The sequence below is a fragment of the Mesorhizobium sp. M2E.F.Ca.ET.219.01.1.1 genome (assembly GCF_004016445.2).
Lineage (GTDB): Bacteria > Pseudomonadota > Alphaproteobacteria > Rhizobiales > Rhizobiaceae > Mesorhizobium.
Window position 1 is genome coordinate 1 of sequence record NZ_SADT02000013.1, and the last position, 25,953, is coordinate 25,953.

Annotated in this window: 27 protein-coding genes and 1 pseudogene; 9 read left to right on the forward strand and 19 right to left on the reverse strand. The window is 63.6% G+C overall.

The features are described 5' to 3' along the window. Window positions 1–28 precede the first annotated feature (28 nt). The 4 genes and pseudogenes from EN862_RS37145 to EN862_RS34065 all read right to left on the reverse strand — a co-directional run bounded on the left by EN862_RS37145 (window position 29) and on the right by EN862_RS34065 (window position 1,795). Complete coding sequence (locus EN862_RS37145; protein WP_245519813.1) at window positions 29–349, reverse strand: hypothetical protein; 321 nt, start codon at window positions 347–349, stop codon at window positions 29–31. A gap of 89 nt (window positions 350–438) precedes the next feature. Then, entirely contained in the window at window positions 439–753 is a 315-nt protein-coding gene (locus EN862_RS37150; RefSeq protein WP_127868872.1) for a type II toxin-antitoxin system RelE/ParE family toxin, read from the reverse strand. Window positions 754–759: 6 nt separating this feature from the next. Further along, window positions 760–1,007 (reverse strand): annotated as a pseudogene (locus EN862_RS34060) (type II toxin-antitoxin system ParD family antitoxin); the annotation flags it as partial. 146 nt (window positions 1,008–1,153) lie between these two features. After that, complete coding sequence (locus tag EN862_RS34065) at window positions 1,154–1,795, reverse strand: ThuA domain-containing protein (protein WP_127868831.1); 642 nt, start codon at window positions 1,793–1,795, stop codon at window positions 1,154–1,156. A gap of 277 nt (window positions 1,796–2,072) precedes the next feature. On the opposite strand from EN862_RS34065, the gene EN862_RS34070 reads away from it, so the two are divergent. Continuing rightward, window positions 2,073–2,924, forward strand: a complete 852-nt coding sequence (locus EN862_RS34070) for an NmrA family NAD(P)-binding protein (protein WP_127868832.1) — start codon at window positions 2,073–2,075, stop codon at window positions 2,922–2,924. 575 nt (window positions 2,925–3,499) lie between these two features. Here EN862_RS34070 and EN862_RS34075 read toward each other — a convergent pair. From EN862_RS34075 to EN862_RS34085, 3 genes are all read right to left on the reverse strand, one after another. Then, on the reverse strand, window positions 3,500–4,201 hold the full coding sequence (locus EN862_RS34075) for a hypothetical protein (protein WP_127868833.1): 702 nt from the start codon (window positions 4,199–4,201) through the stop codon (window positions 3,500–3,502). 340 nt (window positions 4,202–4,541) lie between these two features. Continuing rightward, entirely contained in the window at window positions 4,542–4,745 is a 204-nt protein-coding gene (locus tag EN862_RS34080) for a hypothetical protein (RefSeq protein WP_127868834.1), read from the reverse strand. 31 nt (window positions 4,746–4,776) lie between these two features. Then, window positions 4,777–5,064 (reverse strand): hypothetical protein, encoded by a 288-nt coding sequence (locus tag EN862_RS34085; protein WP_127868835.1) that lies wholly within the window; start codon window positions 5,062–5,064, stop codon window positions 4,777–4,779. Between the two features lie 129 nt (window positions 5,065–5,193). Here EN862_RS34085 and EN862_RS34090 point away from each other — a divergent pair, with 129 nt between their 5' ends. Next, window positions 5,194–5,667 carry a hypothetical protein gene (locus EN862_RS34090; protein WP_127868836.1) on the forward strand — a complete coding sequence of 158 codons (474 nt, stop codon included), beginning with the start codon at window positions 5,194–5,196 and terminating at the stop codon, window positions 5,665–5,667. 61 nt (window positions 5,668–5,728) lie between these two features. After that, a complete protein-coding gene (locus EN862_RS34095) occupies window positions 5,729–7,804 on the forward strand; it encodes a sigma-54-dependent Fis family transcriptional regulator (protein ID WP_210235700.1) in 2,076 nt (691 codons plus the stop codon). Window positions 7,805–7,884: 80 nt separating this feature from the next. On the opposite strand, the gene EN862_RS34100 is transcribed toward EN862_RS34095, so the two are convergent. The 8 genes from EN862_RS34100 to EN862_RS34135 all read right to left on the reverse strand — a co-directional run bounded on the left by EN862_RS34100 (window position 7,885) and on the right by EN862_RS34135 (window position 16,609). Continuing rightward, window positions 7,885–8,571 carry an aquaporin gene (locus EN862_RS34100; protein ID WP_127868837.1) on the reverse strand — a complete coding sequence of 229 codons (687 nt, stop codon included), beginning with the start codon at window positions 8,569–8,571 and terminating at the stop codon, window positions 7,885–7,887. A 36-nt stretch (window positions 8,572–8,607) separates the two neighbouring features. Next, complete coding sequence (locus EN862_RS34105; RefSeq protein ID WP_127868838.1) at window positions 8,608–10,305, reverse strand: molecular chaperone GroEL; 1,698 nt, start codon at window positions 10,303–10,305, stop codon at window positions 8,608–8,610. 57 nt (window positions 10,306–10,362) lie between these two features. Further along, window positions 10,363–11,175: an iron-sulfur cluster assembly protein gene (locus EN862_RS34110; protein ID WP_127868839.1), complete on the reverse strand. Its 813-nt coding sequence runs from the start codon at window positions 11,173–11,175 to the stop codon at window positions 10,363–10,365. A 5-nt stretch (window positions 11,176–11,180) separates the two neighbouring features. Beyond that, on the reverse strand, window positions 11,181–12,203 hold the full coding sequence (locus EN862_RS34115) for an amidohydrolase family protein (RefSeq protein WP_127868840.1): 1,023 nt from the start codon (window positions 12,201–12,203) through the stop codon (window positions 11,181–11,183). A gap of 72 nt (window positions 12,204–12,275) precedes the next feature. Continuing rightward, the gene (locus EN862_RS34120; protein WP_127868841.1) at window positions 12,276–12,644 is read right to left on the reverse strand and encodes an MmoB/DmpM family protein; all 369 of its coding nucleotides are present in this window, start codon (window positions 12,642–12,644) and stop codon (window positions 12,276–12,278) included. 22 nt (window positions 12,645–12,666) lie between these two features. After that, a complete protein-coding gene (locus tag EN862_RS34125; protein WP_127868842.1) occupies window positions 12,667–13,725 on the reverse strand; it encodes an aromatic/alkene monooxygenase hydroxylase subunit beta in 1,059 nt (352 codons plus the stop codon). A gap of 47 nt (window positions 13,726–13,772) precedes the next feature. Continuing rightward, a complete protein-coding gene (locus EN862_RS34130) occupies window positions 13,773–14,840 on the reverse strand; it encodes a 2Fe-2S iron-sulfur cluster binding domain-containing protein (RefSeq protein ID WP_127868843.1) in 1,068 nt (355 codons plus the stop codon). A 101-nt stretch (window positions 14,841–14,941) separates the two neighbouring features. Continuing rightward, window positions 14,942–16,609 (reverse strand): aromatic/alkene/methane monooxygenase hydroxylase/oxygenase subunit alpha, encoded by a 1,668-nt coding sequence (locus EN862_RS34135; RefSeq protein WP_127868844.1) that lies wholly within the window; start codon window positions 16,607–16,609, stop codon window positions 14,942–14,944. A 559-nt stretch (window positions 16,610–17,168) separates the two neighbouring features. Between EN862_RS34135 and EN862_RS34140 the strand changes: the two genes are divergently transcribed. After that, entirely contained in the window at window positions 17,169–17,633 is a 465-nt protein-coding gene (locus EN862_RS34140; RefSeq protein WP_127868845.1) for a hypothetical protein, read from the forward strand. 8 nt (window positions 17,634–17,641) lie between these two features. Here EN862_RS34140 and EN862_RS34145 read toward each other — a convergent pair whose 3' ends face one another. Beyond that, entirely contained in the window at window positions 17,642–17,905 is a 264-nt protein-coding gene (locus EN862_RS34145) for a hypothetical protein (RefSeq protein ID WP_127868846.1), read from the reverse strand. A 44-nt stretch (window positions 17,906–17,949) separates the two neighbouring features. Between EN862_RS34145 and EN862_RS34150 the strand changes: the two genes are divergently transcribed. The 3 genes from EN862_RS34150 to EN862_RS34160 are packed head-to-tail and all read left to right on the forward strand — an operon-like array spanning window position 17,950 to window position 19,627. Further along, entirely contained in the window at window positions 17,950–18,255 is a 306-nt protein-coding gene (locus tag EN862_RS34150) for a hypothetical protein (RefSeq protein ID WP_127868847.1), read from the forward strand. Window positions 18,256–18,278: 23 nt separating this feature from the next. Then, a complete protein-coding gene (locus tag EN862_RS34155; RefSeq protein WP_127868848.1) occupies window positions 18,279–19,406 on the forward strand; it encodes a hypothetical protein in 1,128 nt (375 codons plus the stop codon). Beyond that, the gene (locus EN862_RS34160) at window positions 19,403–19,627 is read left to right on the forward strand and encodes a hypothetical protein (RefSeq protein WP_245519814.1); all 225 of its coding nucleotides are present in this window, start codon (window positions 19,403–19,405) and stop codon (window positions 19,625–19,627) included. The genes EN862_RS34155 and EN862_RS34160 overlap by 4 nt, the downstream gene beginning before the upstream one ends. Window positions 19,628–19,674: 47 nt before the next feature. On the opposite strand, the gene EN862_RS34165 is transcribed toward EN862_RS34160, so the two are convergent. Then, window positions 19,675–19,968 (reverse strand): ribbon-helix-helix domain-containing protein, encoded by a 294-nt coding sequence (locus EN862_RS34165; protein WP_127868849.1) that lies wholly within the window; start codon window positions 19,966–19,968, stop codon window positions 19,675–19,677. Between the two features lie 224 nt (window positions 19,969–20,192). Next, on the reverse strand, window positions 20,193–21,245 hold the full coding sequence (locus EN862_RS34170) for an NAD(P)-dependent alcohol dehydrogenase (RefSeq protein WP_189402010.1): 1,053 nt from the start codon (window positions 21,243–21,245) through the stop codon (window positions 20,193–20,195). A gap of 226 nt (window positions 21,246–21,471) precedes the next feature. On the opposite strand from EN862_RS34170, the gene EN862_RS34175 reads away from it, so the two are divergent. Further along, window positions 21,472–23,328 carry a sigma-54-dependent Fis family transcriptional regulator gene (locus EN862_RS34175; RefSeq protein ID WP_127868851.1) on the forward strand — a complete coding sequence of 619 codons (1,857 nt, stop codon included), beginning with the start codon at window positions 21,472–21,474 and terminating at the stop codon, window positions 23,326–23,328. 371 nt (window positions 23,329–23,699) lie between these two features. Here EN862_RS34175 and EN862_RS34180 read toward each other — a convergent pair whose 3' ends face one another. Next, window positions 23,700–24,557 (reverse strand): GNAT family N-acetyltransferase, encoded by an 858-nt coding sequence (locus tag EN862_RS34180; RefSeq protein ID WP_127868876.1) that lies wholly within the window; start codon window positions 24,555–24,557, stop codon window positions 23,700–23,702. Window positions 24,558–24,827: 270 nt separating this feature from the next. Between EN862_RS34180 and argE the strand changes: the two genes are divergently transcribed. Beyond that, window positions 24,828–25,952, forward strand: coding sequence for an acetylornithine deacetylase (gene argE / locus EN862_RS34185; RefSeq protein ID WP_127868852.1), 1,125 nt, complete (start codon window positions 24,828–24,830; stop codon window positions 25,950–25,952). Window position 25,953 lies beyond the last annotated feature (1 nt).

The following is a 25,953-nucleotide window of genomic DNA, read 5'->3' on the forward strand; positions in this document are numbered from 1 at the left end:
GCCGCCCACGTTTCTCTTTCTTCAATATTCAATTGTCAAAGAACAGACACCACAGACGCAGCGTCATGGCCCGTTTCGCTCTCGGCTCCGGGGCCTCCCGAGTGTCGCTCACGCGGCTCTCTTGAATCTCGCAGAGGGCAGATTTAGAAGCGAACTTCTTCGTCGCCAGCGGCGCACCGCCCTCGTTCGTGGGGCGTATATAGTCGCCACCCGATCGAACTGTCAACAGCCAAGATCGCTCTTTTTTCGATTTCTCGCGGAGATATCCACGGCGGGAAAAATGGTAAGCTGGCTTGGTTGAATTTTTTGCCTGAGGTGCGTTGCCGGCCGCCCCGGCGATAGCAGCCACAACCGCTCCGCCGAGCGGATGCGTTCAACCCGGAAATCGCCTGCAGCGCTTAGCCGAATGCCGACCGCGGCGCCCGACTGAACCCCGGTTTAGAGCCGTTCTTCGAGCAATTCAGGCGTGATGTTCCGGCCTGCATAGAAAATGCCCAGGATCAGCACGCGCTCGCCGTCGACGGCGAAAACGATACTGACCGCGCGGCGATAGCCGATAATCCGCAGCCCCGGTATGATTTCGACCCGCTCGGTGCCGCGCTGTGGATATGTCGACAAGCCCAGGCAGTGATCGCGGATGCCCGCGACAAAATTCCAGGCAACCGCCGGCGACGCACGCTCGGCTATGTCGTCATAGAGCTGCTGCTCGGGCTCAGCTTCCGCGCTCGCGTGGAAGACAATCCGGTATTCCATCTCCCACTTGGCTTTCGCCTGCCGCGCGCGATGACGGCCTCCAACCGGGAAAATACCGTTTCGGCGGGAACTCCCCTTGCCGGATCCTGCTGAAGCTCGGCCATGCGCGCCGGGATTTCCTCGCGCGTCCACTTCTCCCGCTCCGCCTCGAAATCCTCGAGCATGCGCAAGCCAGCGCGGCCACCCTCGCTGGCGTTATTGTAGCGGCCTGATTCGAGCTGCTTCCTGATGAAGCGCTCAAAATGGTCGTTCAGGGCAAAGTTGGCTGATTCGGGCGCGCTTCATCCTTGGCGATTCGGTAGACGACCGAGCTCCCCCGAATCCGGGCAACAACCGAAATGTCGATCAGGGACGCCGGCGCCGATCGAGGATCGCCACGCGCTTTAGCCGGCTCGCCGGCTCAGCGCGCGGCCCACGCCAGTCCTCGGCGCAGGATGGTGCGCATCTGCGGCACCTGGAATTCCGACGCTGCGTGACCGAGCGACGAATAGAACACCCGCCCCTTGCCGTGCCTGCGCTTCCACACCACCGGCATGACGACGCCGTCGATCCATGGCGCATGTTCGCCGGAGAAGGTTGTCGTCGCCAACACTTCGTTCGAGGGGTCGACATGCATGTAATATTGTTCGGAGCGGTAAGGAAAATCGTCGATGCCTTGCATGATCGGGTCGTCGCGCCGCGTCACATTCACATGATAGTCGATGATGTTGCCGGGATGCGCGACCCATTGCCCGCCGCACATGAACTGGTATTCGGGCGATTCGCGAAACGCGTCGCCCATGCCGCCATGGTAGCCGCCGAGGCCGACGCCGTTTTCGACCGCTTTCGTCAGATTGGTTTCTTCCGCCTTGGTGAGCTTGGACATCGTGTAGATCGGCGCGATCAGGCTGAGCTCGGCGATCGCCGGGTCGGCGAAGACCGCGGTCGTGTTCTCGACGCGCACGGCAAAGCCTTCTTCCTCAAGCATCGCCTTGACGACGCGCGCCCCGGCCTCGGGCTCGTGCCCCTCCCAGCCGCCCCATACGATCAGCGCCTGCCGCATTTTTCTCTCCGTCGGTTTGGTTGCATTCGTTCGAGGTCGCCAAGGACGAATAGTTACCGAGATTTCGGACGTAAACGCATGTCAGCAAAGAAAGCCCGAGGCGAGCCGGCCCACAAGTGGGCATTTGGGAACGCGGGCACGCCTTCGCCAGTTCATCTTGTGCACCCGTTGGGCGTCACCCGAAAAAAGGCCGGCGGGCGCGGTGACATCTCAGTCGCGGGAACCAGATTGAGTTGAGGGCCACTGGTGGCCGTGACGAACTTGCAGGAACGTGATCATGATGATTCTCGCCTTCGGCGCTGCGGGAAATTTTGCAGGCAGTGTCATTCCCGCCCTTGCTACGCGAGGCGCGCGCGTCCGTGCCTTCATCCGCAGGCCAGAACAGGCTGAACTGGTGCGTGGTCACGGCGCAACCGAAGTCGCCATCGGCGACCTCCGCGATCGGCCAGCTTTGGATGCGGCACTCAAGGATGTCGGCGTCGTCTTCTACATCGCCCCGGCATTCATTCCCGGCGAGGCCGACGTGGGAAAAACTGTCGTGAAGGCAGCCATCAACGCCGGTGTACGGCGATTCGTGTTCTCGGCCGTGATCCATCCGGTGCTCTCCGACCTCGTCAATCATGTCGCCAAGGCGCCGGTCGAGGAGGCGGTTCTCAACTCCGGCCTGGAATATACGTTCCTCCATCCGGCGCGCTACTTTCAGAACTACGCGGCATTCTGGCCCAAAGTCGTGAAGGAGGGCGTGCTCGCGGAGCCTTGGTCATCCGAGACCCGTTTCTCCCTGGTCGACTATCGGGATGTCGCCGAGGTCGCGGCGATAGCCCTGACGGAAGACCGGCTGCTTTTTGGCACGTTCGAACTTTGCGCACCCGGGCAACTCGATCGACACGAGGTCGTCGCGCTGATGAGCGATGTGCTGGGCCGCAAAATCGGGGAGCGCCGCGATCCCGGTGTCCTGGGTGACGTTTCCCAGGGCTTGAGGGCGATGTTCGATCACTACGATCACCACGGGCTGCTCGGCAACCCGCTGACGCTGCGTGCGATCCTGGGTCGTGAGCCGCGGTTGCTGCGGGCATATCTGGAGGAACTGGCGCGCGGCGATCCTGCTGGATTCGGTGAGCAAGGATGAACGACCGGCCCTGGCGGCCAAAAGACAAAACGCCCGCGCGAGGCGGGCGGTTGCGGGGACGGGATTTTGCTTTTCTGTCCCGCGGCATCGGCTTTGCCTGCTTGCGGGCCCCCGATGACAGTTCAAATCAGCCGGCCACCGGCAGCCGGATACAAGAACAGCCCGGATTGAGCCGGGCTGTTCTTGTATCTGGTTGCGGGGACCGGATTTCGGTCTGCTGACCTCGCTTGCGAAGTCCTTTCAACAGACGAACTCGGTTGCAGCGCTGTATTGGCGGTAGCCCTCTCCCGCTACGACCTCGACCAACACAAGCGCACACAATGTGCGGTAGCTGGTCGCCGGCGCGGCCACTCCTTCGGCATGGCGCGCTATCGATTACCCCCAGCCCCTGCCCAAAATGTGGACGGCAGGAAATTAACTGTGGCGTCTTTCTCCCGGCATTGAACCGGCGGCCCGTGCGGCCTGTCCTGTTCAAAGTGTGCACCACCTTCGCCTACAGGACGCAGCGACCACGACCGCCGTCTGCGACGGATCGGTCCGCGTTGCCATCGCTAGTTATCCCTTGCTGATCAACGTTATTGATAGAAGTCCCACGGGTACAGAATATTGGCCACGGTATTTTTGCTGCTGTAGGGTGAGCCGTCGAGCGTCGCGCCCTTAGAGTTATAGGTTGGTAACCAGGCCAGCTTCTTCTCGATGCCTTCGGTGACCGGCTCATCGGTCATTTCAAGCGTAATTTCATTCCACGAGACATCGGCCCCGAGCGTCCCCTTAAGGTCGTTCGGATCGACTTCGATCACACTTTTTGGATCCTTGATGTCCGCAAAGGTTACGAGGTCCGGCAGATCATCGGGGGTGATCCTGTGCGCGCCGCGCATGCGGGCTATACGCGCCACGTTTTCCAGGCGATCGTCTAAGGGTGGACCGTACAGTTCGGCGAGCAAATTATAGCCCGGCCCCGCATCACGCGACCAGCGTATCCTCTTCTGATATTCCAGGTCATTCTTTGCATACACCGGGTGAAGCTGGCTGGTCAGCAACGCGATCATCGGCCTTTTGGTGGGGCCGAGATCGAGATACAGAGCTTCCCCCTGAAGTCTTTGCATGACCCCACGCTCAGGTATCGAAACCTTCCAAAACGTCACTTCAGTCACGCTCGATGCGCGTTTGATGCCCTCGGACGTGTTGACCGCAAGGGTTAACTTGTAGCGGTAACTTTCCGTTCTGAAGTAGTAGCGCGCAACAACAAAACCCACCATTGCCAATGCTGCAAGCAACAGGAAAGTCTTCCAACGCGTCCTCATGATGCGGCAGTCCCGGTTTCACGCTCGGCCAACAACGCGTCAAGCGTCGTCCCCGTGGTTGCGCCGCTTGCGTCACGCGTGATTATTTTCAAGGGCTGCTCCCTGGAGGGAACCAAATGTCAGCCATCATGAAGTTGTCTAATGCTTTCGGCATGCGCTGCCGGTTTTTTTGTGGAGGAACACGGAGTCTTTCGCCTGTTTTCAATCTTCCAGAAAGTGAAACCCCACAAGCCACCGCGACTTATGAGGTTTCGCGGAAACTGCAACTAGAAGTCAACATTTTGGTTAAGCGGCGGTCATGGCCCGGGGGCTTTTACCGGCCATTGCTTTGATCGCTGCGGCGATTGGCTTTGTGCTCGCGGATCAGGTTGATCAGGCATTCGAGGCCGAAGTCTGTGAAGGCGAGGATCTGCTGATCGTCAGGGCCGGATACCCAGCCGCTGCTTCTCTTCGAGAGTGTATGACTTGCGCCGGCGCGCCGTCTCGCCACGATTCCATTCGCCGCGATCGTGTCCATTAAGCCCCACTGGTGGACGCTATCTTCAGCGTCAAGAGCCCGACCCCAGTCCGATCCGAACACCACCCCGGACAGCGGCCATCACCCGGCGCTTACGCTGCAGGACCAGCAGCGATTTGACCTCGGCGCTGCGTGGGAAGGATTCCATGCTCTTATGGCTACCCTCCTGCTGGGAGGGCGTCTGATCGATTCGACCGCGCGCAAGCTCGCCGGCCAGTTCTTTGCCAATCTCGGCACCTGCCTCAATGATCAATCCGTTGGCGCTCGAGATCGTGCGACCAAGACTGGAACAGCGATTTTGCCGGCTGTGATGCGGCATGGGGCTACCACCCGCACCAGTGTCGGATGTCGTATGTTAGTGTACTGGCACGAAAGGTGGTTCTGCGATACGGTTTGAAAAGGGGGCGATTGCAGACGGCTTTTTGACCAAATGACTCTGGGAGGAGCAATGGTCGAAATCATATCGAAGCGCGACGGCTCGCGACGCGAGGACGCCGCCATGAGGCGTTTGATCGAGCAGAACCGGGCAACCATCACGCGGCTCGCCGACCATATCAGCGGCGGTAGCTATTCGGCGGGCAAGGCGGCAAGGCCGAAGCCGGAAGCAAAGGGCCTCATCATCCATTCCGTCGGCAGCGCAAGGCCCGCCATCGAAGCGAGCCCCAGGATCCGCATCAGCCTGAACGGCCGGGTGATCATGGTGGACGAGAAGTCGGGCCGGCAGCTGCATCATATCGGCGATCTCAAGCGCAGGGATGGTAACGATGTCTTTGTGCTTGCGACCAAGGCCAACCATTATTTCTCGCCGGTCGACGAGGACATCGCGGCCGCGCTGGCCGACCTCGACGGCGGCCGGCTCGGAGCGGATTATGGCGAAGAACAGCTCGCCGCGGACATCGGCAACAGGCTTGGCATGAACTGAGGTGGGCGAGAGCGTGCGATGGTTAAATGAAGCGTAGCACCGGCCAGACGAAAGCCTGCTCATGACGCATTCCGCCCGTCATCCGATGCGTCCCAACGCGCTTGTAGTGCCAGGCTATGACGAGCGCGCGACCATGCGAGCCTGGGAGACGTTGCTCGCCGGCGACAGCGAACGAGTGGGCAACCGCTTTCCGGTTCGCTCCCTGATCCACGATTCCTGGAGCCGCTGCGCCACAAGCGGAATCAATGCGCAGCAGAGTGAAGCGCCGCTGGAGAACGGCAAGGACCACATCGAGCTGCTCTCGCGCTCCAACGGCGAGTTGCTTGCCGCGGCGCGGCGGTCCTTCTTCACCATCGGCCGCCTTCTCGAGGGGACCGGCGCCATGCTGGTGCTGGCGGACGGCGATGGCGTGCTGATCGATGCCATCGGCGACAAGCGCACGATCCATGACGGCATGGACATCCATCTCGCCGTCGGCGGGAAATGGACCGAGGACGTCGTCGGGACCAACGGGATCGGCACCGCGCTTTGGGCGGGCGAGCCGGTGTTCGTGCATGCGGCGGAACACTTCTGCGCCGGCATCAAGTCGTGGACATGCGCCGGCGCGCCCATTCGCGATCCGATCGACGGAAACATCATCGGCGTCGTCGATCTCTCGGGCCATCCCGACATCTTCCGGCCGCATAATACCGTGCTGGTCGCGGCCGCCGCGCGCGAGATCGAGAAGGCGCTCGCCGAGCAGCAGATCGAGGACCGCGCGCGCCTGCTCGAAGCCTTCATCAGTTCGGCGCCCAACTACCGCCGGCGCGACGGCCTGATGATCGTCGACCGCCGTGGGAGGCCGATCTACTGCAACAACCTTCCCGAGGAAGCCGCGCGCGAATTGCTGGCGGAGCCGGCCGCGCAGAATCCGAACGCCAGGTTCCTGGTCAAGCTGCCCGATCTCGGCTCGGGCGCCGAACTGGGCGAGGCCCTGCCGGCATCGCTGCGGTCCTGCCACATCAGCGCGCTCGAGTTCGACGACGGCCTGCGCGGCGCGGCCCTGGTCTTCCCGGCGCAGGGATCAACCACGATCGTATCGGACGGCCGCAGAACGCAGCTCAAGCAACTGGAAGCCGCATCGGCGCTGATCATCGGCGAAAGCGAGCCCCTGCTTGCGGCCGTCGACATCGCCTGCAGGGTCGCGGAATCGAAGGAGGTCACCTCGGTCCTGCTCGAGGGCGAGACGGGCGTCGGCAAGGAATTGTTCGCGAGGCTCATCCATATCGGCAGCCGCGCCTCGCAGAACAGCCCGTTCATCGCCGTGAACTGCGGCGCGATCACCAAGGAGCTGTTCGGCTCCGAGCTGTTCGGCCACGTGTCGGGCGCCTTCACTGGCGCGAGCCGCGACGGAAAACCCGGCGTCTTCGAGCTCGCCAATGGCGGTGTTCTCAGCCTCGACGAGATCGGCGAAATGCCGCTCGAGATCCAGCCGTTCCTGCTCAGGGTGCTGGAAGAGCGCGTGGTCCATCGCATCGGCGACAGCCGCGCCCGGCCCGTCGACGTGCGCCTGGTCGCCTCGACCAACCGCGATCTGAAGCGCGAGGTGGACGCCGGACGTTTCCGCCGCGATCTCTACTATCGCATCTCGACTGTTTCCATCCGCGTGCCGCCCCTGCGGGACCGCGGCAACGACGTGCTCTTGCTTGCCGAGCACTTCAACCACAAGATCTCGGGTCGGATGGGATCGGCCCCGCTTGAATTCTCCACGGTGGTCATGGATGCGTTCCTGGCCTACCAGTGGCCGGGGAACGTGCGCGAGCTGAAGAACCTGGTGGAGAGGCTGCACGTGCTGTCTCGCGGCGCCATCGTCGGCCTCGGCGATCTGCCCGAGGAAATGCTGGGAGCCGGAACAGCAAAGGCGGGGGCCGAAATACAATTGGCAGCGCCCGCAACGGCCAGCGCGCTCGGCGCATTGCCTTGCGCCATCGGCGACGCGCCCATCCGCAGCATCGAGGATGCCGAGCGCCAGGTCATCAGGGACGCGCTGGCGGCGGAGGGCGGCAATTTGAGCCGGGCTGCGCTGCGTCTCGGCGTGTCGCGCCCGACGCTCTATCGCAAGCTCGACCAGTTCGGCATCCGACGCGGTTTCATCTGAATTCGCCCCAAGCTGAAAAGGTCAAAGGCCCCATGGCGCGAAACCATGGGGCCTTTTGTGTCGTTGCCTGAAGCCGGGGGTCAGGCCGGCTGTGCGGCGCCTTCCAAACCGATCGCCCGGTTGCGCTGCAGCAGACCGGCCGCTGCTGCTCCGAGGCAAGGCGCCAGGATATAGAGCCACAATTGGGAGAGGGCGGCGCCGCCGGCGAACAGCGCCGGACCGAGCGCGCGGGCCGGATTGACGGACGACCCCGAAACCGCGATCCCCGCAAGATGTATCGCCACCAGCGTCAGCCCGATCGCCAGGCCGGCGAGCGCGCCGGCGCCGCCAGGCGCGGTGCTGTTGAGGATGACGGTCACGAACAGGAAGGTCGCCACCAGCTCGAACACGAACGCCGATGTCGCCGAATAGGTCGACCAGCCGTTTTGCGCGAAGCCGCTCGCCGCGACGTCATAGCCGCCGGCCTTGCCCGCAGCGATCAGGTAGAGCACTCCTGCCGAGACGATCGCGCCGACGCATTGGGCGATGACGTAACCGACAAAGTCGCCCGAGCCGAGCCGACCCGAGACGACGAAGCCGAGACTGACGGCCGGGTTGAGATGGGCGCCGGAGACCGGACCGACAGCATAGGCCATCGCCACCACCGAGAGGCCGAAGGCAAAGGCGACGCCGATGAGGCCCACCTCCTGGTGCATGAAGAGAACGGTCGCGCAGCCGAAAAAGACCAGCGCGAAAGTGCCGATGAATTCGCAGATGTATTTGTTCATGCCTGTCTCCGATGATTTGATCGCATGAACCGGGGCTCAGGCTCCGGGCGATCGCTTGTAGGGGTGGATGGCCGCGGCGCGCGCGGCCGGTTGGTTCCGGATCACTGGACGCCCGAGCTTCTCCGCGCCGCCGCCGAGCGCGGGCCCTTCGGTGGGGTCCTCGTCCTCGGCAAGATCGCCGACCAGCGTTTCGGTGGTGAGGATGAGCTTGGCGACCGACGCGGCATTGCTGAGAGCCGCGCAGGTGACGCGAACAGGATCGATGATCCCGGCCTCGTACATGTTCTGGAATTCGCCCTTGTCGGCATTGTAACCGTAGCCGCCATTGACGCTCGATATCTTCGCAACCACGGCGTCGGCGTCGGCGCCGGTATTGGTGACGATGCGCCATAGCGGACGCGAGAGGACCGACCTGACCAGCCGCACGCCTTCGGCGACATCGCCGTCGACCTTGGCCAGCACATCGTCGAGCACTGGAGCTATCTGGGCGAGCGCCACGCCGCCGCCCGCGACCACGCCCTCCTCCCAGGCTGCGCGGACCGCCGAGAGCGAATCCTCGATGAGCTGGATGGTGCGCTTCTGTTCGACCGGCGTCACGCCGCCGGCATAGAGGACCGCCGTGCCGCCGGACAGTTTGGCCAACCTTTCGCGCAGCTTGTCCTGCTCGACATTCGGCGGCGCGACTTCGTACTGGCGCTGCACCTGGGCGCGGCGGGCGGCGATTGCCTGCGGGTGGCCGCCGCCACGGATGACACTCGTGTGCGTGGCGCTGGTGCGGACGCGCTCGGCCGAGCCGAGTTCCTCTTCCTGGATGTCCTCGAGCCGCCCGCCAAGATCGCGCGCGATCACGCGGCCGCCGGTGAGGATCGCAAGATCCTCCATCATGGCCTTGCGCCAATGGCCGTATTCCGGCGGATGCACCACGAGATACTTGCCGGGTCCGTTCTTGCCGAGCAGCGTGACCACGACATCCGGCGACATCTCCTCGGCGACGATCAGCAGCGGCCTGTTCTGCTTTTCGGCTATAGCCCTGGCGGCGTCGAGCGATTTCGGCTCCTTGATCTTGAGATCGGTCATCAGGATCAGCGGCCGCTCGAGCACCACCTCCATCTTGTCCTGGTCGGTGACCATGTGGTGCGAAAGGTAACCTCGGTCGAAGGACATGCCCTCGACCACGTCCAGCGTGGTATCCCTCGTCACGCTGAAGTCGGTGGTGATGACGCCGTCGGCGCCGACGCGCTCATAGGCTTCCGCGACCAGGCTGCCGAGCCTCGGATCCGTCGCGGCAATGTTGGCGACGGCGGCCAGATTGCCGTTGGACCGGGCCGGTTTCGCCGAGGCCTTCAGCGCCTGGACGACCTTCGCCACCGCAAGGTCGATGCCCCTGACCAGATCGACGGATTTGGCGCCGCGCTCGTTGGCTTCGACGCCGTTCTGGACGAGAGCATTGGCGAGCACGATCGCGGTCGTGGTGCCGTCGCCGGCGACCTCGTTGGTCTGCATCGACACTTCGCGCACGACCTGCGCCCCCATGTTCTCGAACCGGTCATGCAGCTCGATGGAAGCCGCGATCGACACGCCGTCGCGGGTGACGATGGGCGTGCCGATCGGGCGATCGATCATAGCGTTCATGCCGCGCGGCCCGAGCGTCGGCTCGACGGCGGCGGCGAGTTGGTGGACGCCCCGCGCGAGCGCGCGGCGGGCATGTGAATTGTGGATCAGCAATTTGGGCATGACTCCTCCTTCGCCGTGGGACGGCGCTTGTTGCGGCCTCGTTGCGGAGGCTGTTCTTCAGCTATGTGCCGGACGGCTCGCGCAGTCCCGGGGCGGCACGCGGTCCAAGATGAAGTCGACCAGCGTCGGCTCGCCGTCCACCACCTCCAGTTCCTTGTACCGTGTGGTCTTCAGTCCACGGCACAGCGCGCCGTTGAACTCCATGTTGATGCGCACGCTTCTGAGCTCGGCAAGATAGGCGCCAAGCGCCCTCGGCGCGATTGGCGATCCCTCCCAGGTGACGAAGACGGGCTCCGTCGGACGCCGGCCGGACCACCGCAGCAGCAGAGCTTCGCGGTATCGCGGCTTCTGCTTGACGGCCTCCTCCCCTTCGAACCTTGCGGTGTCGTAGGCAAGCAGGTCCATGCCGAGGATCTCGCGATCGGTCAGGCCCTGCTTGCGCAGTCCGAGAAGCATGGCCTCCTGGCGCCTCAGATAGGCCTTTCGGGCAAAGGTCTCGCGCAGGTCGGCGATGTCTTCGTCGCCGGCCAGCTCGCAGAAGATCTCGCCGAATGTCTTGCCGGCTTCAACGCCGCGATTGACCTCCTCGGCGAACATGTGGTCGTGCAGCCGGATCCGGTAGGCTGGCGACCAGGACAGCGCTTCGAGCGCCTGGCGCATGCCGTCCAGCATCAGGAACGCGAAGTTCGGCGAGCACCAATAGGTCGGCAGGCGGAAATCGACCGCCACGGACCCGTCGGCCAGAACCTCGGCCCGTTCGACGAAACCCATCTCGGTCACGGGTTCGTCGAGCTCGGGATCGTTGACGCCTTCCAGGCTCCGCCAGAGCTCGCCCTGGCGGTTGCCTCGCAGATCGGCCTGCACGCTCATCGCCGTCACTCCGCCGCGATCCGCAGCGGCGATTTCGCCAGCGCCGCCTTCTTGGCCGCCACGTCGATGTTGTAGAGCCGTGCGGCGTTGAGGCCGAGGATCTTCTCCTTGATCTCGTCGGTCAGCTGGACGCCCCGCTCCGCCGCGATGTCGTCGGGGATCTGGTAGGCCCAGAGCTTCTCGACGAGCCAGCGCGGCGTCCAGATGCCATAGTCCGATCCGAACAGGAGCTTGTCCGGGCCAAGCCAGTAGAGCAACTCGGCGATCACCTCGCCGAAATAGCGCGGCCGGTTGTTGATGAATGGCAGAGCCACCGCCAATCCGCCGTAGACATTGGTTTCCTGCACGGCGACCCAGCAGAAATCGTCGAGCCTGGGCAGTCCGCAATGCTCGATGATCCAGTTGAGACCCTGGAAGTCGGTCGCGGCATGGTCGACGTCATGGACGTCGAAGGAATCCTTGGCCAGCGGAATGATCGTCGGTCCCTTGTGGACGTGGATGTTCCGGATGCCGAGCTTCTCGCAGAGCTCGAAACACCGGTAGGCGTCCGGATCGTTGAGCCGCCAGCCCTTGGAGGCTCCGTTCCATTCGGCCGTGTACATCTTCACGCCCTGAATGTCGTAGGTCTCCTTCATGTAGTGGATGTATTCGATCGCCTTCTCGCCGTCGCGGGGATCGAACGAGCCGTTGACGATGAACCGCTCGGGATAGCGTTTCGCGACTTCCGCGTTGCGCTCGATCGTGTTGAAGCCGTTCTTGTAGAAATCCTTCAGATAGGTCGACTGGATGATCGCCACGTCATCCGGGCCGTTGATGAAAAGGTCGTTGTAGAGATCGTCGGCGCTGTATTTCTCGAACTTCTCCTTCGGCCAGTATTCCTCTTTCGGGCTGAGGAACGTGTGGTAGCCGTAGAAGCAGTCGATGAACTGCTTGCCGTGGATGTTGCGCTGGTTCTCGGGGCTGCCGTCCCAGAAATGGGTATGGCCGTCGACCACGAAGATTTCCTTGCCTTCCGGTGTGATGAACATGTTTGCGCTCCGCAAGTCGGATTGGTTGGTCGGCGCGCCGCGGAAGCGCGGCGCGCCCGTCTCGTGACGTGCTCAGATAAACTCGAAGACCTCGTCCATATTGCCGAACAGGATCACCGTATTGTCGTCGACGCGGACCATGCGGCCGTAATGGGTCGACGTGTTCACCTCGAAGATCTCGGCGGTCATGTCACGGCCGAGATATTCGCTGATCTCGTCCATCTTGAAGATCAGCTTGCCGTTACCGTCGATGCGGATCAGCGCCGGCTGATAGGTGATGGTGACGCCGGGCTTCTTGCTCATGAACTCGGCGATGGCGCGCGCCTCGACGGAGTCGTTCATGGTGACGCCGCACTGGTGCGAGATCGTCTGCTCGAAGGTGATGTCCTTCATCGACTTGAAGATGTTGTCGTGCGAGGCATCGCGGGCTGCTGTTGACATGTTCCTTGTCTCCTGTTTGCGGTTAGCCGTTGAGGCCGAGTTCGCCGAGTATCCTAGCGATGCGCTCCTGGGACTGAGCCCGCACGTCATCGAAGGAGATCGGCTTGGAATGCGGCGCAGACCAGATCGGCTGCAGGCCCTGCGCGGCCTTGTCGGCGAGCGCACGGTGCTTTTTCAGCCAGCCCTTGAAGAGCTTCTGGTTCGCGGCCGCGTGCTTCTCGTCATGCGCGAGCAGGTAGATGAGGTCGATCGTGTTCGCGAGGTTGCGCTCGTAGTCGGCCTCGGCCGCCGAGATCACCGCCGGCGTGATGAAGTCGTGGTTGGCGGCGGCGACCTGCATCAGGAAGCCCGACCGGAACAGCTCGCCCACCAGCGGCTCGAAGACGATGTTGATGGCGAAGTACTGCTCCAGATAGTCGGCGGTCCCCATGATCGTCTCGATCGCCTCACGCGTGCCCTGCCAGATGCCGTCCTCGAGCCAGGCCTGCTTGCCGAGCTCGTCGTTCCAGCCGGGAATGTCCATGCCGATCTCGGCGAGGTAGAGTGTGATGTCCTGCGCCAGGCGAAGCTTGTAGGAGGAATTGGTCAGCGTGGCGTTATTGATCATCTGGGTGTAGCCGTAGCGCTGCGCCTGCATCAGGGAGGTGCCGAGGCCGAACTCGGCGTGTTTCCAAGCGCCGAGATGCGTCTGCAGGATCTTCGCCCACACCTTGTCGAAGGACTTCGGAGCGCCAGACTTGCGGCCGTTGGCGATGACGCTCTGCACCATCGTCTCGATCCTCGACTGGCGCTGGTAGTGGGTGCGCTCCCACTCCTGATCCGGAGCGCGGAAGGCGTGCCAGTTCGAGCTCTGGGCTGCGGTGTTGTCCTTGACGTAGGCGCCCTTGCCGTTGGCGAAGGAAATGATCCAGTTCTGGATCAGGTAGCGCTCCGGATCGGGCTGGACGTCGACCGTGACGTCCTCGTAATGCGTCGCCCTTTGACCTCTCGGGTCGAAGTAGCGGTACTTGCGGCTATCGGAGTCGGCGAAGATCGCGGCGCCCGCGGCTCCCGACCCTACTGAACTCGATATGGCTGGCATTTCTCTCTCCCTTGGTTGCAGTTGCTGGTGAAGCCGCCGCGGCGGTCTCAATGTCCCGGCGTGCCGGCGCCGGAAGACGTGGTGGTGAAGCGATCGAAGAAGATGCGCTCCACCTCGAAGCCGTTCATGAACAGGACGGGCTGCAGCGCATCGATCATGGGCGGCGGGCCGCAGGCGTAGACGTCGCCCTGCCCGTCGATGGCGAGCTCCTTGAGCTTGGCGTCGACGCGCTCGTGCACGAAACCGCGCTCGCCCGGCCATGAGGCGTCGCCGTTGACGTGCGACAGCACCGGAATGAAGCTGAGCTCAGGGTGCCGTTTTACGAGCTCGGCGATGCGATCGAGGTGGAACAGGTCGTCCTGCGTACGCGCGCCGTAGAAGAAATAGACCGGCCGCTTCTCGCCGCTGGCGAGGTGATCGTTGAGGATGGACCATACCGGCGACATACCGGAACCGGCGCCTACGAGGATGATGGGGCCTTGGCGGTTCTCGCGCCGGAAGCAGGTTCCGTAAGGTCCGACGACGGTGACCTCGGCTCCGGCCTGGATCCCTCCGGAATCGAGTTCTCCGGAGAACTTTCCTTCGGGGTATTTCTTGATGATGAAGGAGAGCTTTTGGGCTTCGTCCGGCGTATTTGCCATGGAGAACGAGCGCGTAATCGTCTCCCCTTTTTGCGTGGTGACCGTGATGTCGACATATTGTCCGGCCCAGAACTTGATCGGGGAGTTGAGCTCTATTTGGATGCCGCGGATGTCGTGCGTCAGTTTCTCGACATTGGCGATGCGGCCCTTGAAGGTCTTCACCGCGATCGACTTCGAAAGCACCTCCTCGTCGTAGTTGAGGAGCTCGACCTCCATGTCGGAATAGGCGATCGACCGGCACAGCAGGATGTGGCCGGTTTCCTTTTCCGTGTCGTTGAGCGCGAAGGTCGAATATTTCAGCATGTCGACCTCACCTTCGCGCAGCACGCATTTGCAGGCCGAGCACTGGCCTTCCTTGCAGCCATGCGGCAGCGCGATTCCCTGACGGAATGCCGCGTTCAGCACCGTCTCGCCGTTCTCGACCTCGAACTCGACCCCGACCGGCTCAAGACGCACTGTGTGAGCGCCGCTCATCGTTTCTCCTCCCAAAGCTCCGCCGTTGCCCGTCCGCTAGGACGGCATCGGCCGTGTCTGCCGGGGGAAGCCCGGAAGGGCCTCCCCCGTGATTGCGGGTTTTAGTTGCAGGCGTTGATGGTGAAGCCGGCGCGGTATTCGGCGAGATGCTTCTCGCGGTCGGCGGGGCTCATCCCGCGCAGCAGCGTCAGCGGCGACTGCAGCGTGTGGCCGCGCACGTCGTCGAGCGTCCACATCTCCTTGTCGTCGAAGCGCAGGTGCGGCTGCGGCACCAGCGTTTTGCCGTCGGACCGGACGAAGTTGAGGTCCTTGATGGCATCGGCCAGATCCCAGCCATGATAGAGCGTCTCCCACTCGCGCTTGCCACTGAAGCGGCCCATCGCGGGCGTCGGACGGCCCTGGTACTCGTCGGCGAACGCCTCGACGGCGGTCCAGCGATCGAGCTCGTGGGCGAAGGTGTAGAGCTTGCCGTCGATCTCGTCGGTGACGATGTCCTCGCGGATGAGGCAGGGCACCAGGCACGACCAGCAGCGATGCGGATAGACGTAGCCGACGGCCTCGTTGAACAGCAGCACTTTCTCGCCCTTGTGGCTGAGCTTGTCGTACCACTTCCAGAACTCGCCGAACTGGGCATACCAGCCGGGGTACTTCTGTTCGAACCATTCGAAGTCTGCGTCGCGCTGCGCCTCGATGCGCCAGAAATTCACCGGCCAGCCGACGGCGAAGAACTGCGCGACCTTGTGCACGTAGAACTTCTCGGTGAGGCGCTTCCAGGCGGTCTGGACGTCGTCGTGATGGATCTTGATGCCGTACTTCTCGAGCGGCAGCATGTAGGTGCGGTAGTAGTCCTCGAAGATCCACCGGTGCCACATCTCCGCGTAAGACTCCTTGTTCTTGTCGCGGTTGGTGGTGCCATATTCGATGAAGGTGCCGATGGCGGCATCGACGATCGCGTGGTTCTGCCAGAAGGCGTAGCGCAGGTCACGCTCGAGCAGCAGATGGTTTTCCGGCTCCTTCAGCGCGGCCATCAGCAGCGAGTGGCCGTTGCCGATGTGGCGGCTTTCATCCGACTGCACCGACAGGAACACAGTCGGCAGCGCGTAATCGCCGTTGCGGGCGGCTTCCGACGGCATGGCGACGAAAAGCGTGTTGGTGAAGGCAGTCTCGGCGACGACCGTCAGGTACATGCAGGCGGCGGTCATCGTGTCGCCGGTGATAAAGCCCTCACCGAACTGGCGGCCGATCGTCGTGGCGTAGCACTTGCCGAAGGCTTCCTCGGTGATGTCGAACCCGGCCGGGTCGATGTAGTTCTCCATGTACCATTTCTTAAGGTTCATCTGGATGGTCGAGTGGCGGAACTCGTCGACCATCTGCATGGTGAAGCCGGTGCGCAGGTCCTCGCCGGGGGCGAGCCGGGCCACCATTGCCATCGAGCGTGCCGCAGAGATTTCCGGGAACGGGATGATCGCCAGGAACAGCTTCATCCACTCCACCCAGCGCGGCTCGACATTGCGGAACATGTCGCCGCGCAGTGCCGCATCGAGAGCGCCGTAGACGCGATTGTCCTTCTCTTCCTGCATCGGGAAATAGGAGCGCAGCACCTGCTTCATCGGGTCGCGCGGCGCCTTGGTGATCTTGTAGTCCGTCGGGAAGGTCATCGCCTCCTGGACGTAGGTCGGGTTCCAACCGAGGTCGGAAATCTTCTTGGTCGCCTCGCCCACGGAGATGCCGCGTTGCGAGGTTATCTTGTTGAGCGTCAAAGACGTCATAGCCATAAGCCTCCACCAGATTTGAGTCCCGGACCTCATGGCCCGGGCAGTCGCGGCACACACCGCCGCCAGTTGCAGATCGAACGGCAAGCGACAGGGCGCAGTCGGATGCCCGGCCAACCGTTCAAGTGGATCACGGCAAAGGTGTGCGACGAGATCTCCGGAATGCCCTGGCGCCAGGCGCCGTTGCGGCCGCGTGCGCGGTTTCCGGTCTCCTCCTCCGCTCCTTCGTTCTTGTGGCACCGCGCCTCAGACGCGATGGGCTTCTTATGCAAACCGATGAAGCAAGGGGCGTGCCAGTTTGAGTCAACGCCAAAATCACTGATCAGTCGCCGGCAAATCAACCTGCGCACCGGCCTCAGATGTCGCTGCGGACAGCGTGCAATCATACAACTGTAAAGAATCGTTACATTCGAATTTTACGTTTGTAATATTTCATAATTATTCGCATACGCAAAATATTACTTCGCAAGCGCAGCATAATCATTTGTCGACAACTTGCAAAGCCGACCCTATCCTTTAATGCACATGCAGGCGAAGCGCAGCCGACGGAACGACTATGCCTGGGAAAGACGACCTCCCCCTGCCGGGGCGCCAAGAGCAAGACGACGTCACGTCCGAGCTGGTCCGCCTGATGCCGCGCGACCTGGTGTTCACCATGCGCTTCCTCGGCGAGAGCCAGAATCTTTTGCAGCGGCATTTCCGGGGTTTCATGGAAGCCGAGATGGCGGCGGCGGGCATGACTGAGGAAACGCATCCCATGATCCATGCCTTCATCGAACGGCACGCGCTGCTGATGCGCGATTTCGTCTTCTCGGGCGTCGCGCTTACCCGCCAGTTCCGGATTGAAGAGGTCGAGCGCCTGATTGGCGACAGCACCTCGCTGCTGCGCGTCGACATCTGGGACCAGCTCAGGGGCCACATCGCCATGGCCGAGCGGCAATTCCGGAGCCAGGTTCCCGGCCTGCCCCAGCTTTTGTCGGGCTGGGCTGCGTCGGCGGAGACGCCGCCGGGCGACCGTTGAGGATGCCGTCAATGCCGCGAAACAGAGCCGCCCCACGCTCCCAGGATCACCGACGGATCTTCCCGCAACGCCTTGTGCGCATCGGCCATAAGCGCGACCAGCACCTCTTTCGGCAAGCCGTTCAGGGCGGCTTGCGCGGCGCGAACCGCCGTCGCATTCGACTCCCGCGCGGCCTCGGCGATCGCCAGGGAGCAAGGATGCTGTTGGCCCAACCGCTTCTCGGCCGCCGCGTGCAGCGCCTGGAAGAACGTCCTGCCGGTGGTCTCGAACATCTCAGGTTTTCTCCGGTGCCCAGCCCGCAGCAAGGAGGATCGCGATGACGGACACCTCGTCTGTGCGCGTGGAATTGCTGGAGAGGCGCCTGTCGCTGGTGGTGGCCCTGTCGGGGCTGAATGCCGAGACCCTGAAATGGACCCAGCTCCTGGGCGCGATCGAAATGGACATCCAGCGGATCGAACTCGAGCTCGACCGAAATGGCGCCTCCGAGCAACTGGTGCGGGACTTGCATGGCGCGGAAACGAGCGCCGCCTCGATACGCACCGCGTTGTCGGACTGCGAGGAGCGCATCGCCGCCGCCGAGCGGCAGGTGGATGAGGTCGACCGCCTGCTGGCCACGGCCTGATAGGAATGAAGGGAACCTGAAGCGTGAACCAGCAAAATATGCGCAATCTGACATTGTTCGACCTGCTCGCCAGAAGCTGGGCGCTGCCGTCGGCCGTCGAGACCCTGCAGTTCAGTGCCGACAGCTCCGTTGCGGCCTTCGCCTGCACGGGCGGCACGATCGCCCTTGCCGCGCTCTCCGACCCTGAACCGCCGGAGTCGCGCATCAGGGTAAGCGGCGATCTCGGCCAGACGACCATCCGGCCCCGTGAGAAACCACCGGCGCCACTCATCGTCACCGAGCGTCTTTGCGACGGCGCGCCCTTGATTGCAGCGTCCGCCCAATCGGGTTTCCTCGCAGGAGCGTCGGACGGCAGGGTCGTGCGCGCCACCGCGACCGGAGAGATCGACGATACGGACATCCGGCTGGACGCAATCGTGGCCCTCGATCACGCCCGCGGGCAAGGCGTGACGGCGGTCAGCGACGGCGCGGACGTCTTTCTTGCAATGGCTTCGGGCGGCATCATCCGCTCGCTGGTGCGGCACGGTAGCGGCAATGTCGCGGCGCTTGGTTTTTCTCCTTCCGGGCGGCAGCTTGCCGTATGCCGCGGCAACGAGATTTCGATCTGGACCCTCGTGGGGGAACCTGCCCTGATCCGGACGATCGGTTTCCCGCAGGCGCCGGCAGCGGCACGGTGGAGCGCCGACAGCGAATGGATCGCCTGCCCGCTGGCCTCCGGCGGATTCGGTGTCGCCCGCCTGGTGGACGGGAAGGCAGGCACGGTCGGCGAATTCCCCGCCCTGGTGCGCGCCGTGTCGTGGAGCGAACGCGCCGATGCGCTGATTGCCTCCGGCGCTTTCCGCATCGCGGCCTGGTCGATGAAGCTTCCGCCGCTTGAGGGTGAGACCGGAGGCGCGCTCGTCACCGGACGTCCCGGCCTGGTGGTGGTCGAGACGGTGGCCGGCCATCCGACCCGGCCGCTCGCGGCCGCCGGCTTCGCCAATGGTCAGATCGTCGTCGCCCGGATCGGCGAGCGTGACGAACTTCTGGTCAAGCCGTCCGGCGGAGCTGTCACGGCCCTGGCCTGGTCCGCCGATGGTCGCCATCTGGCGGCGGGCACGACGGACGGCGGCGCCAGCCTCATCACATTCCCCGCCCAGATGTTCAAGTGACGGGCGACAACGAACAGGAGGAAACGATGCAGATACAACAGACACAGTTGACCCCGGAAGAAGTGAGCAAGGACGATTTCTTCCAGCAGCTTGCCAAGCTGTCGGAAGAGATGGTGGCCAGGCACGGCAAGGACTTTTCGATGGGCGCGCTGGTGCTCGCGGCCCGCTGGATCGCGGAAAACCGCATCGGCGGCGAAGCGCGCGCGGGGAAGCCATCGTGACGGCCCCATGCCGCGGCGGCGCCGCGGCTGGCAACCCAGCAAAGGCGTCACGCCGGCGGATGCCGGCGGATTGCCATCTCGGCGCGCTCCCCCAGGTAGATGAGGCAGACCGTGCGCAGGAGCGACGCGAAGTTCGCGACCTCGCCGTGCAGATCCACGGCCTCGTCGTAAAGCAAGGCGACGAGGCGCGATACCGACATACCTTCGCCGGCGGCAATGGCATCCAGTATTTCCCAGAACGCGGTCTCCAGCCTGATGCTGGTCGACTGTCCCGAGATGCGCAGGGACCGGCTGGTCTGCGTGAAGCGACGCGGATCCTGCCTGGCCAGGAGCTTGCACATGTCTCCTCCCGGTGTCCTTTGGGGAGCGGCGCCGATCCGGGCGCAGGTCGCCCAGGTCTTGTTTGCGCGGCTCCAGCTTTCATTGATGCCAATGGACGACATTGTGGCCCCCCGATACGCGGAAGCGGCACGAGGCAACCGCATGCGGCCTCGCGACATGGTTCGGCTTCCATGCCTGGTCGCGCGGCAATCGCACGACCAGGCTCGGGATCGCATCCCCCTCGTCAGGGAATGAGCACCGCCCGGCCGTGGATCTTGCCGTGATGGAGATCATGCAGCGCCCTGTTGGCGTCGGTGAGCCGGTATTCGACCGTCGTCAGGTCGACCAGGCCGCGATCGGCCAGCGCCATGAGCTCGACGAGCTCGGCCCAGGTGCCGACCAGATTGCCGATGATGTTCTTCTCGGTGATGACCATGTCGACGGTCGGAACCTTGATGTCCTCGCCATAGCCGACGACGTAGTAGCTGCCCATCGGCCGGGTCATCGCCAAGCCCTTGGCGGTGGTGCCCTTCTCGCCGACGAAGTCGATAACAGCCTCGGCGCCCTGGCCATCCGTCAATGCCAGCACGGCCTCCACCTCGTTGCCGTCCGCCTTGACCAGCTTGTCAGCGCCGATGCGTCCGGCGAGCGTCAGCGAGTCGTCCGATTTGTCGACGACGATCACGTCCGCCGCGCACATCGCCTTGAGGCACTGGATGCCTATATGCCCCAGGCCGCCGGCGCCGATCACCACGCAGCTTTCGCCCGGCAGCAAATGCCGGCTCGCCTTCTTGCCGGCGCGGTAAGCCGTCAGGCCCGCATCTGCGTAGGGCGCGACATCCTTCGGCGCCAGCGTCTTCGGCAGCGCCACGATGTTGCGCTCGGAGGTGCAAAGATATTCGGCGTAGCCGCCATTGCAGTCGAGCCCCGGAAATTTTCCAGAGCCATGCATGTCGAAGCCGCGACGGCATGCCAGGCAGGTGCCGCCGGAAATCTTCGGATGGACGATGACCGGGTCGCCGACCTTGATGCCTTCCACTTCCTTGCCGATCGCCTCGACCCAGCCGGCGTTCTCGTGGCCCATGATCAGCGGCAGCAGGGCGTCTCCGGTCGGATCCATATGCGGGCGCCATACGCCTTCGATGATGTGCAGGTCCGTCCGGCAAACGCCGGCGCCGCCGATACGCACGATCACATCCGTGGATCTGGTGATCTTCGGGTCCGGGACCTCCTGCTGGGAAACCCATTCGCTCCCGGTCAGGCTGTCGTCATATCTGGTGAGAACCTGGGCTTTCATTGTTGTCTCCTCCGCGGGACCGAGCATTGCGTCGGCCTTCGACAAGGAGATCAGCAACCTGCATGCCAGATAACAAACCCCAATGAAATCAACGTTTTGAGATTCAGACCCCGACGCGAGGCCGTTCATCGGCTGAACAATTCCGGGCGCAAGCTGTTCAGTTTCCAGCCAAGCTCAAGTCGACGTCGCGGCGCTTCATGCGAACGCGCAGCGCAGTGGAGGGACCATGTTGCACCCGTCTGGAATTGATCGCGCGCGTCAGGCCCTGGAACGCGGAGACAGGCTGCCGGGCGGAACGCTGCCGGCGGCGATCGCCGAGAGCTGGCAGCGCTGCCGCGATTTGGGGCTCGATCCCCGCTCGATCCCGAACGGCGAGGTGACCGCCTTTGCCGAGGTGACGCGAAAGCGCGAAAAGGTCGCGGCCCTCCGCCGGCTGGCACTGGCGGAGATGAAGCTGCTGCATTCCCAGATCGCCGGATCGAATTTCATCATCGCGCTCGGCGATGCCGAAGGCATGGTGCTGGACACGATCAGCGACCAGCACTTCGCCGACAGCACCGCCGGCCGGTCCGTCATCCCCGGCAGCACATGGAGCGAGGCTCGCTACGGCACCAACGCGCTTGGACTGGCGGCGGCCGGCAAGGAGGCCGTCGCTGTCTACGGGCGCGAGCATTATTTCACCTGCCACGGCCATCTGAGCTGCATGGCCGCGCCCATCCTCGATTCGAACGGCCGGATCCTCGGCCTTCTCGACGCCTCCTGCTCCAACGAGGCTCGCCAGCAGCATACGCACGCGCTGGTGCGCATGGCCGCCGCGCAGATCGAGAACGGCCTGATCTTCCAGGAACGCGCTGAGTGCTTCATCCTGGCCTTTCACCCGCGCGCCGAATATCTGGACACGCTTTCGGCCGGCCTGGTCGCCGTCTCGCGCGACGGCGAGGTGATCTCGCTCAACAGGCCCGGCACCTCGCTGCTCGCGGGTCTTCCCGCGGCCGCGGGCAGCCATTTCGACCACTTGTTCGAGGCAAGCTTCGGAGCCACGATCAGCGGCCTGCTCAATGGTGGCGTAACCACCATCCGCGACCGGGCGGGCAGCGGCGTGTTCATGGTATGCCGCCAGATAGCGCCGGGAGGACGCGTATCACCGGCGCGGCCGTCCGGGGTCGCGCCGGCGGCCCACGTTGACCATGCGCCCGATTTCGTTTGCGAGGACCGCAGCTTGAAGCGGGCCGTGGCAGAGATCGGCCGGGCCGCCGCGCTGCGCATGCCGATCCACATCACCGGCGAGACGGGAACGGGCAAGGAGTTGATGGCGCGCCATGTCCACACCGTCAGCGGCAGGAAAGGCGAATTCGTCGCCGTTAACTGCGGCGCGGTGCCGGAGCAGCTCTTCATAGCCGAGATTTTCGGACATGAGCGCGGCGCATATACCAACGCCCGCAGCGAGGGATCGCCCGGCCTCGCGCGCCTCGCCGACCGGGGCACGCTGTTCCTCGACGAGGTCGCCGACATCCCCCTGCCCGCCCAGACCGCGCTGCTGCGCTTCCTCGATTCCATGGAAGTCCGCGCGGTCGGCGGACAACACACGCACAGGGTGGATGTGCAGATCGTCTCCGCCACCAACCGAGATCTTTCCGAAATGGTTGCCGAGCGCAGCTTCCGCGCCGATCTTCTCTATCGGCTCAACGCCTTCACGCTGCATCTGCCGCCCCTGAGAGCACGTTCCGATTTCGCGCTGATCGTACGGCACCTGATGCGCAAGCTGGCGCCGGACGCAGCCATCACCGACGCCGCGATCATGGCACTTTCGCTGCGGAAATGGCCCGGCAACATCCGCGAGCTCCAGGCCGCGCTGCAGCGTGCGCTGGTCCGCGGGGTGGATTTCGTCGACGAAGGATCTTTCGACGATTGCTCGCCGCGGGACGAAACGGACAGTTGCGAAGCCTGCCGCGGAAACCCGCTCGACGAGAACAGATGCCGCGAAATTCGCCGGGCCTATCGCGATGCATCCGAAAATATCTCGAAGACGGCCCGCCGGCTCGGTCTTTCGCGAACGACTGTGTACAAGCATCTCGGCCTGTGATCGGCGATCCAGCCTCGTGCGTTTTCCACGAACTTGCCTTCAATGTCTGCTTGGGGGCCAGGGAGAAGGTTGTTCATACCACCGGCATTGGGCGCAGAGCTGCCTTTTTCCGCATCTGGCCTTTGCCCTACTCTACTCCGCCTTGGGGACCAGCCAACCGTCCGCAATAGAACAATGGCTTGCCTTAAAAGGAGTGATACATCGCGCCTAGGCGTCCTAACTCGCTCGATTGGTGCCCTTAAACGCAAAAACCGCCCCGGTTAGACCGGGACGGTAATTGATTTATGATAAAATTGGTTGCGGGGACAGGTTTCCGGGGACGGCTGAGATTGAATGCTCGCCGCCACTTTTGTAGGCCAGGCAGCACCGAACTACCCGAGAGTTTGGCTCGCTAGAGCGTAAGTTTTCGGACTAGCCTCACCGAGGGCGGCAAAATCGGTGAGGCGTTTGCCCAACGACATGGTCAGCACCGTGTCGAAGACCGGCATTGCGGCATGCGAGAGAAAGGCGGCGAACTCGCCCCTGTCCATGTGGGTGTCGACGCGAAGGAAAGTCCCCGAATGGTCGGCCACGTGCGGCCGGAGGACCGCCACGGCGTCGGCATCGCTTTCTGCCACGACCGGCCCCACAACATGGCCCCGCCCGAAGGGCCTGCAGAGCGCGAAAGCGCTCAGCTTGTTTCCGTCGAAAAGCCCGTAGCCGACCGAATGCGCAAAGAGCTTTTCAATGAGTGCCGGCCGCTTCACGCCAAAGCCCGCCGCGTCGAGCGCGATCGCCGCCGGAATATCGCTTGCGTCCAGAGTTCGGATGTCGCCGGACGCCTCCGCCAGGCTCCTTGTTGTCGGCACGCGGGCGATTCCCTGGCATTGGTAGACGGTTTTCTCCGGCTGGAAGTCGAGCGAGAGATAGAGCCGCCGTGCGGCTCGGGTCGCATTGAGGCGCAGGTCGTGCCCGGGAACCTTGTCGAAGACCCGCTTCATCAGCCACTGCGCCGCCCCCAGCGTCTGAAGCCGAGGCGAGGTGATCACCATGCCGATGGTTGCGAAATCGGAGCCGTGCTCAAACCACATGGCGGAACCCAGAACGCGGCCGATCTCGTCGAGCGCCACGAAGCCTCGTCCCGTTTCGCGCAGGAATTGCCAGTCCTCGGCCCGATGCGGCCACCCCACCGACAGGGAGAGCGCATGCAAGCGGTCCAGCTCGACGGCTTCGATGTCGGCGATCCGCATCGAGAAGGCATCGATTTTCAAGCTTTCGGACGGCTTCAATTCCTTGCCTCTGAAAGATTGCGTAGCGGGTGACGCAAACGCCCCTGCCAACGCTAAACAACCAGACCTATACGATTTGCTCGAATGCCGCGCGCCAACGCAAGATTCGACTGAAACACTTCCGCTTTCGGCACGCAATCGCGAAAGAACGCGCCCATGCTCTGCGGCAATTCTGAAGTTATGGCCAGCGGGACCGAGCCCGCAAACCCGAAAATGCCTTGAGGGGCTGGAATGGACGTCTTCGACATCCTCGACCGTCTCGTCGCCTTTCCGTCAGTCGCCGGCAAGTCGAACGGCGACATTGCGGACTGGATCGAGGCCTATCTCGCCGAAAACGGAGCGCGCGTCACCCTGCTCCCGGGGCCGGAAGGCGACCGCTCCAATCTTTTCGCGACAATCGGCCCGGCCGATGTTCCGGGCTATGTTCTGTCAGGCCACATGGACGTCGTTCCCGCCGCCGAGCCGCAATGGAGCTCGTCTCCTTTCGCGCTACGCCGAGAGGGCGAACGGCTCTATGGACGCGGTACGACGGACATGAAGGGATTTCTGGCGGCCGCGCTCGCGGCCGTGTCCACGTTGGCGGGCCTGCGCCTCGCCAAGCCGGTCCATCTGGCCTTTTCCTATGACGAGGAGATCGGGTGCCGCGGCGTGCCGCATCTGATCGCCCGGCTTCCGGAACTTTGCGCCAAGCCGCTCGGCGTCATCGTGGGGGAACCGAGCAGCATGCGCGCCGTGCGCGGCCACAAGGGCAAGGCGGCCGCCCGCGTGATTGTCAAGGGACGCTCGGGCCATTCCTCGCGGCCCGATCTTGGGCTGAACGCCATCCATGCCATAGCCGAGGTGCTCAGCGCGGCCGTAAGCGAAGCCGGGCGGCTGACACACGGTTCGCTCGACCCGGCCTTCGAACCAGCCTATTCCTCGCTGCAGGCGGGCGTGGTCGCCGGCGGGCAGTCGGTCAACATCATCCCCGATACCTGCACACTGGATCTCGAGGCGCGCGCCATACCGGGCGTCGACCCCGCCGGTTTGCTCGCGCCCATCAAGGAGCAGGCCCAGGCTCTTGCCGCGCGGGGCTATATTGTCGAGTGGACGCCGGTCAGCGCCTATCCGGCGCTGTCGCTGCCGCAGGGCGCGCCATTGGCGGCACTGCTGGGCGAACTGACCGGCGAAACGCCTTTGGCCGCTGTCAGCTACGGCACCGAGGCCGGGCTTTATCAGGCTGCCGGTTTCGATGCGATCATCTGCGGCCCCGGCGACATCGGTCGTGCCCACAAACCGGACGAATATATCCTCGCCAGCGAACTCGCCGCCTGCCGGCGGATGATCGAGGCGCTGGGCGCGCGTTGCGCGGCCTGAA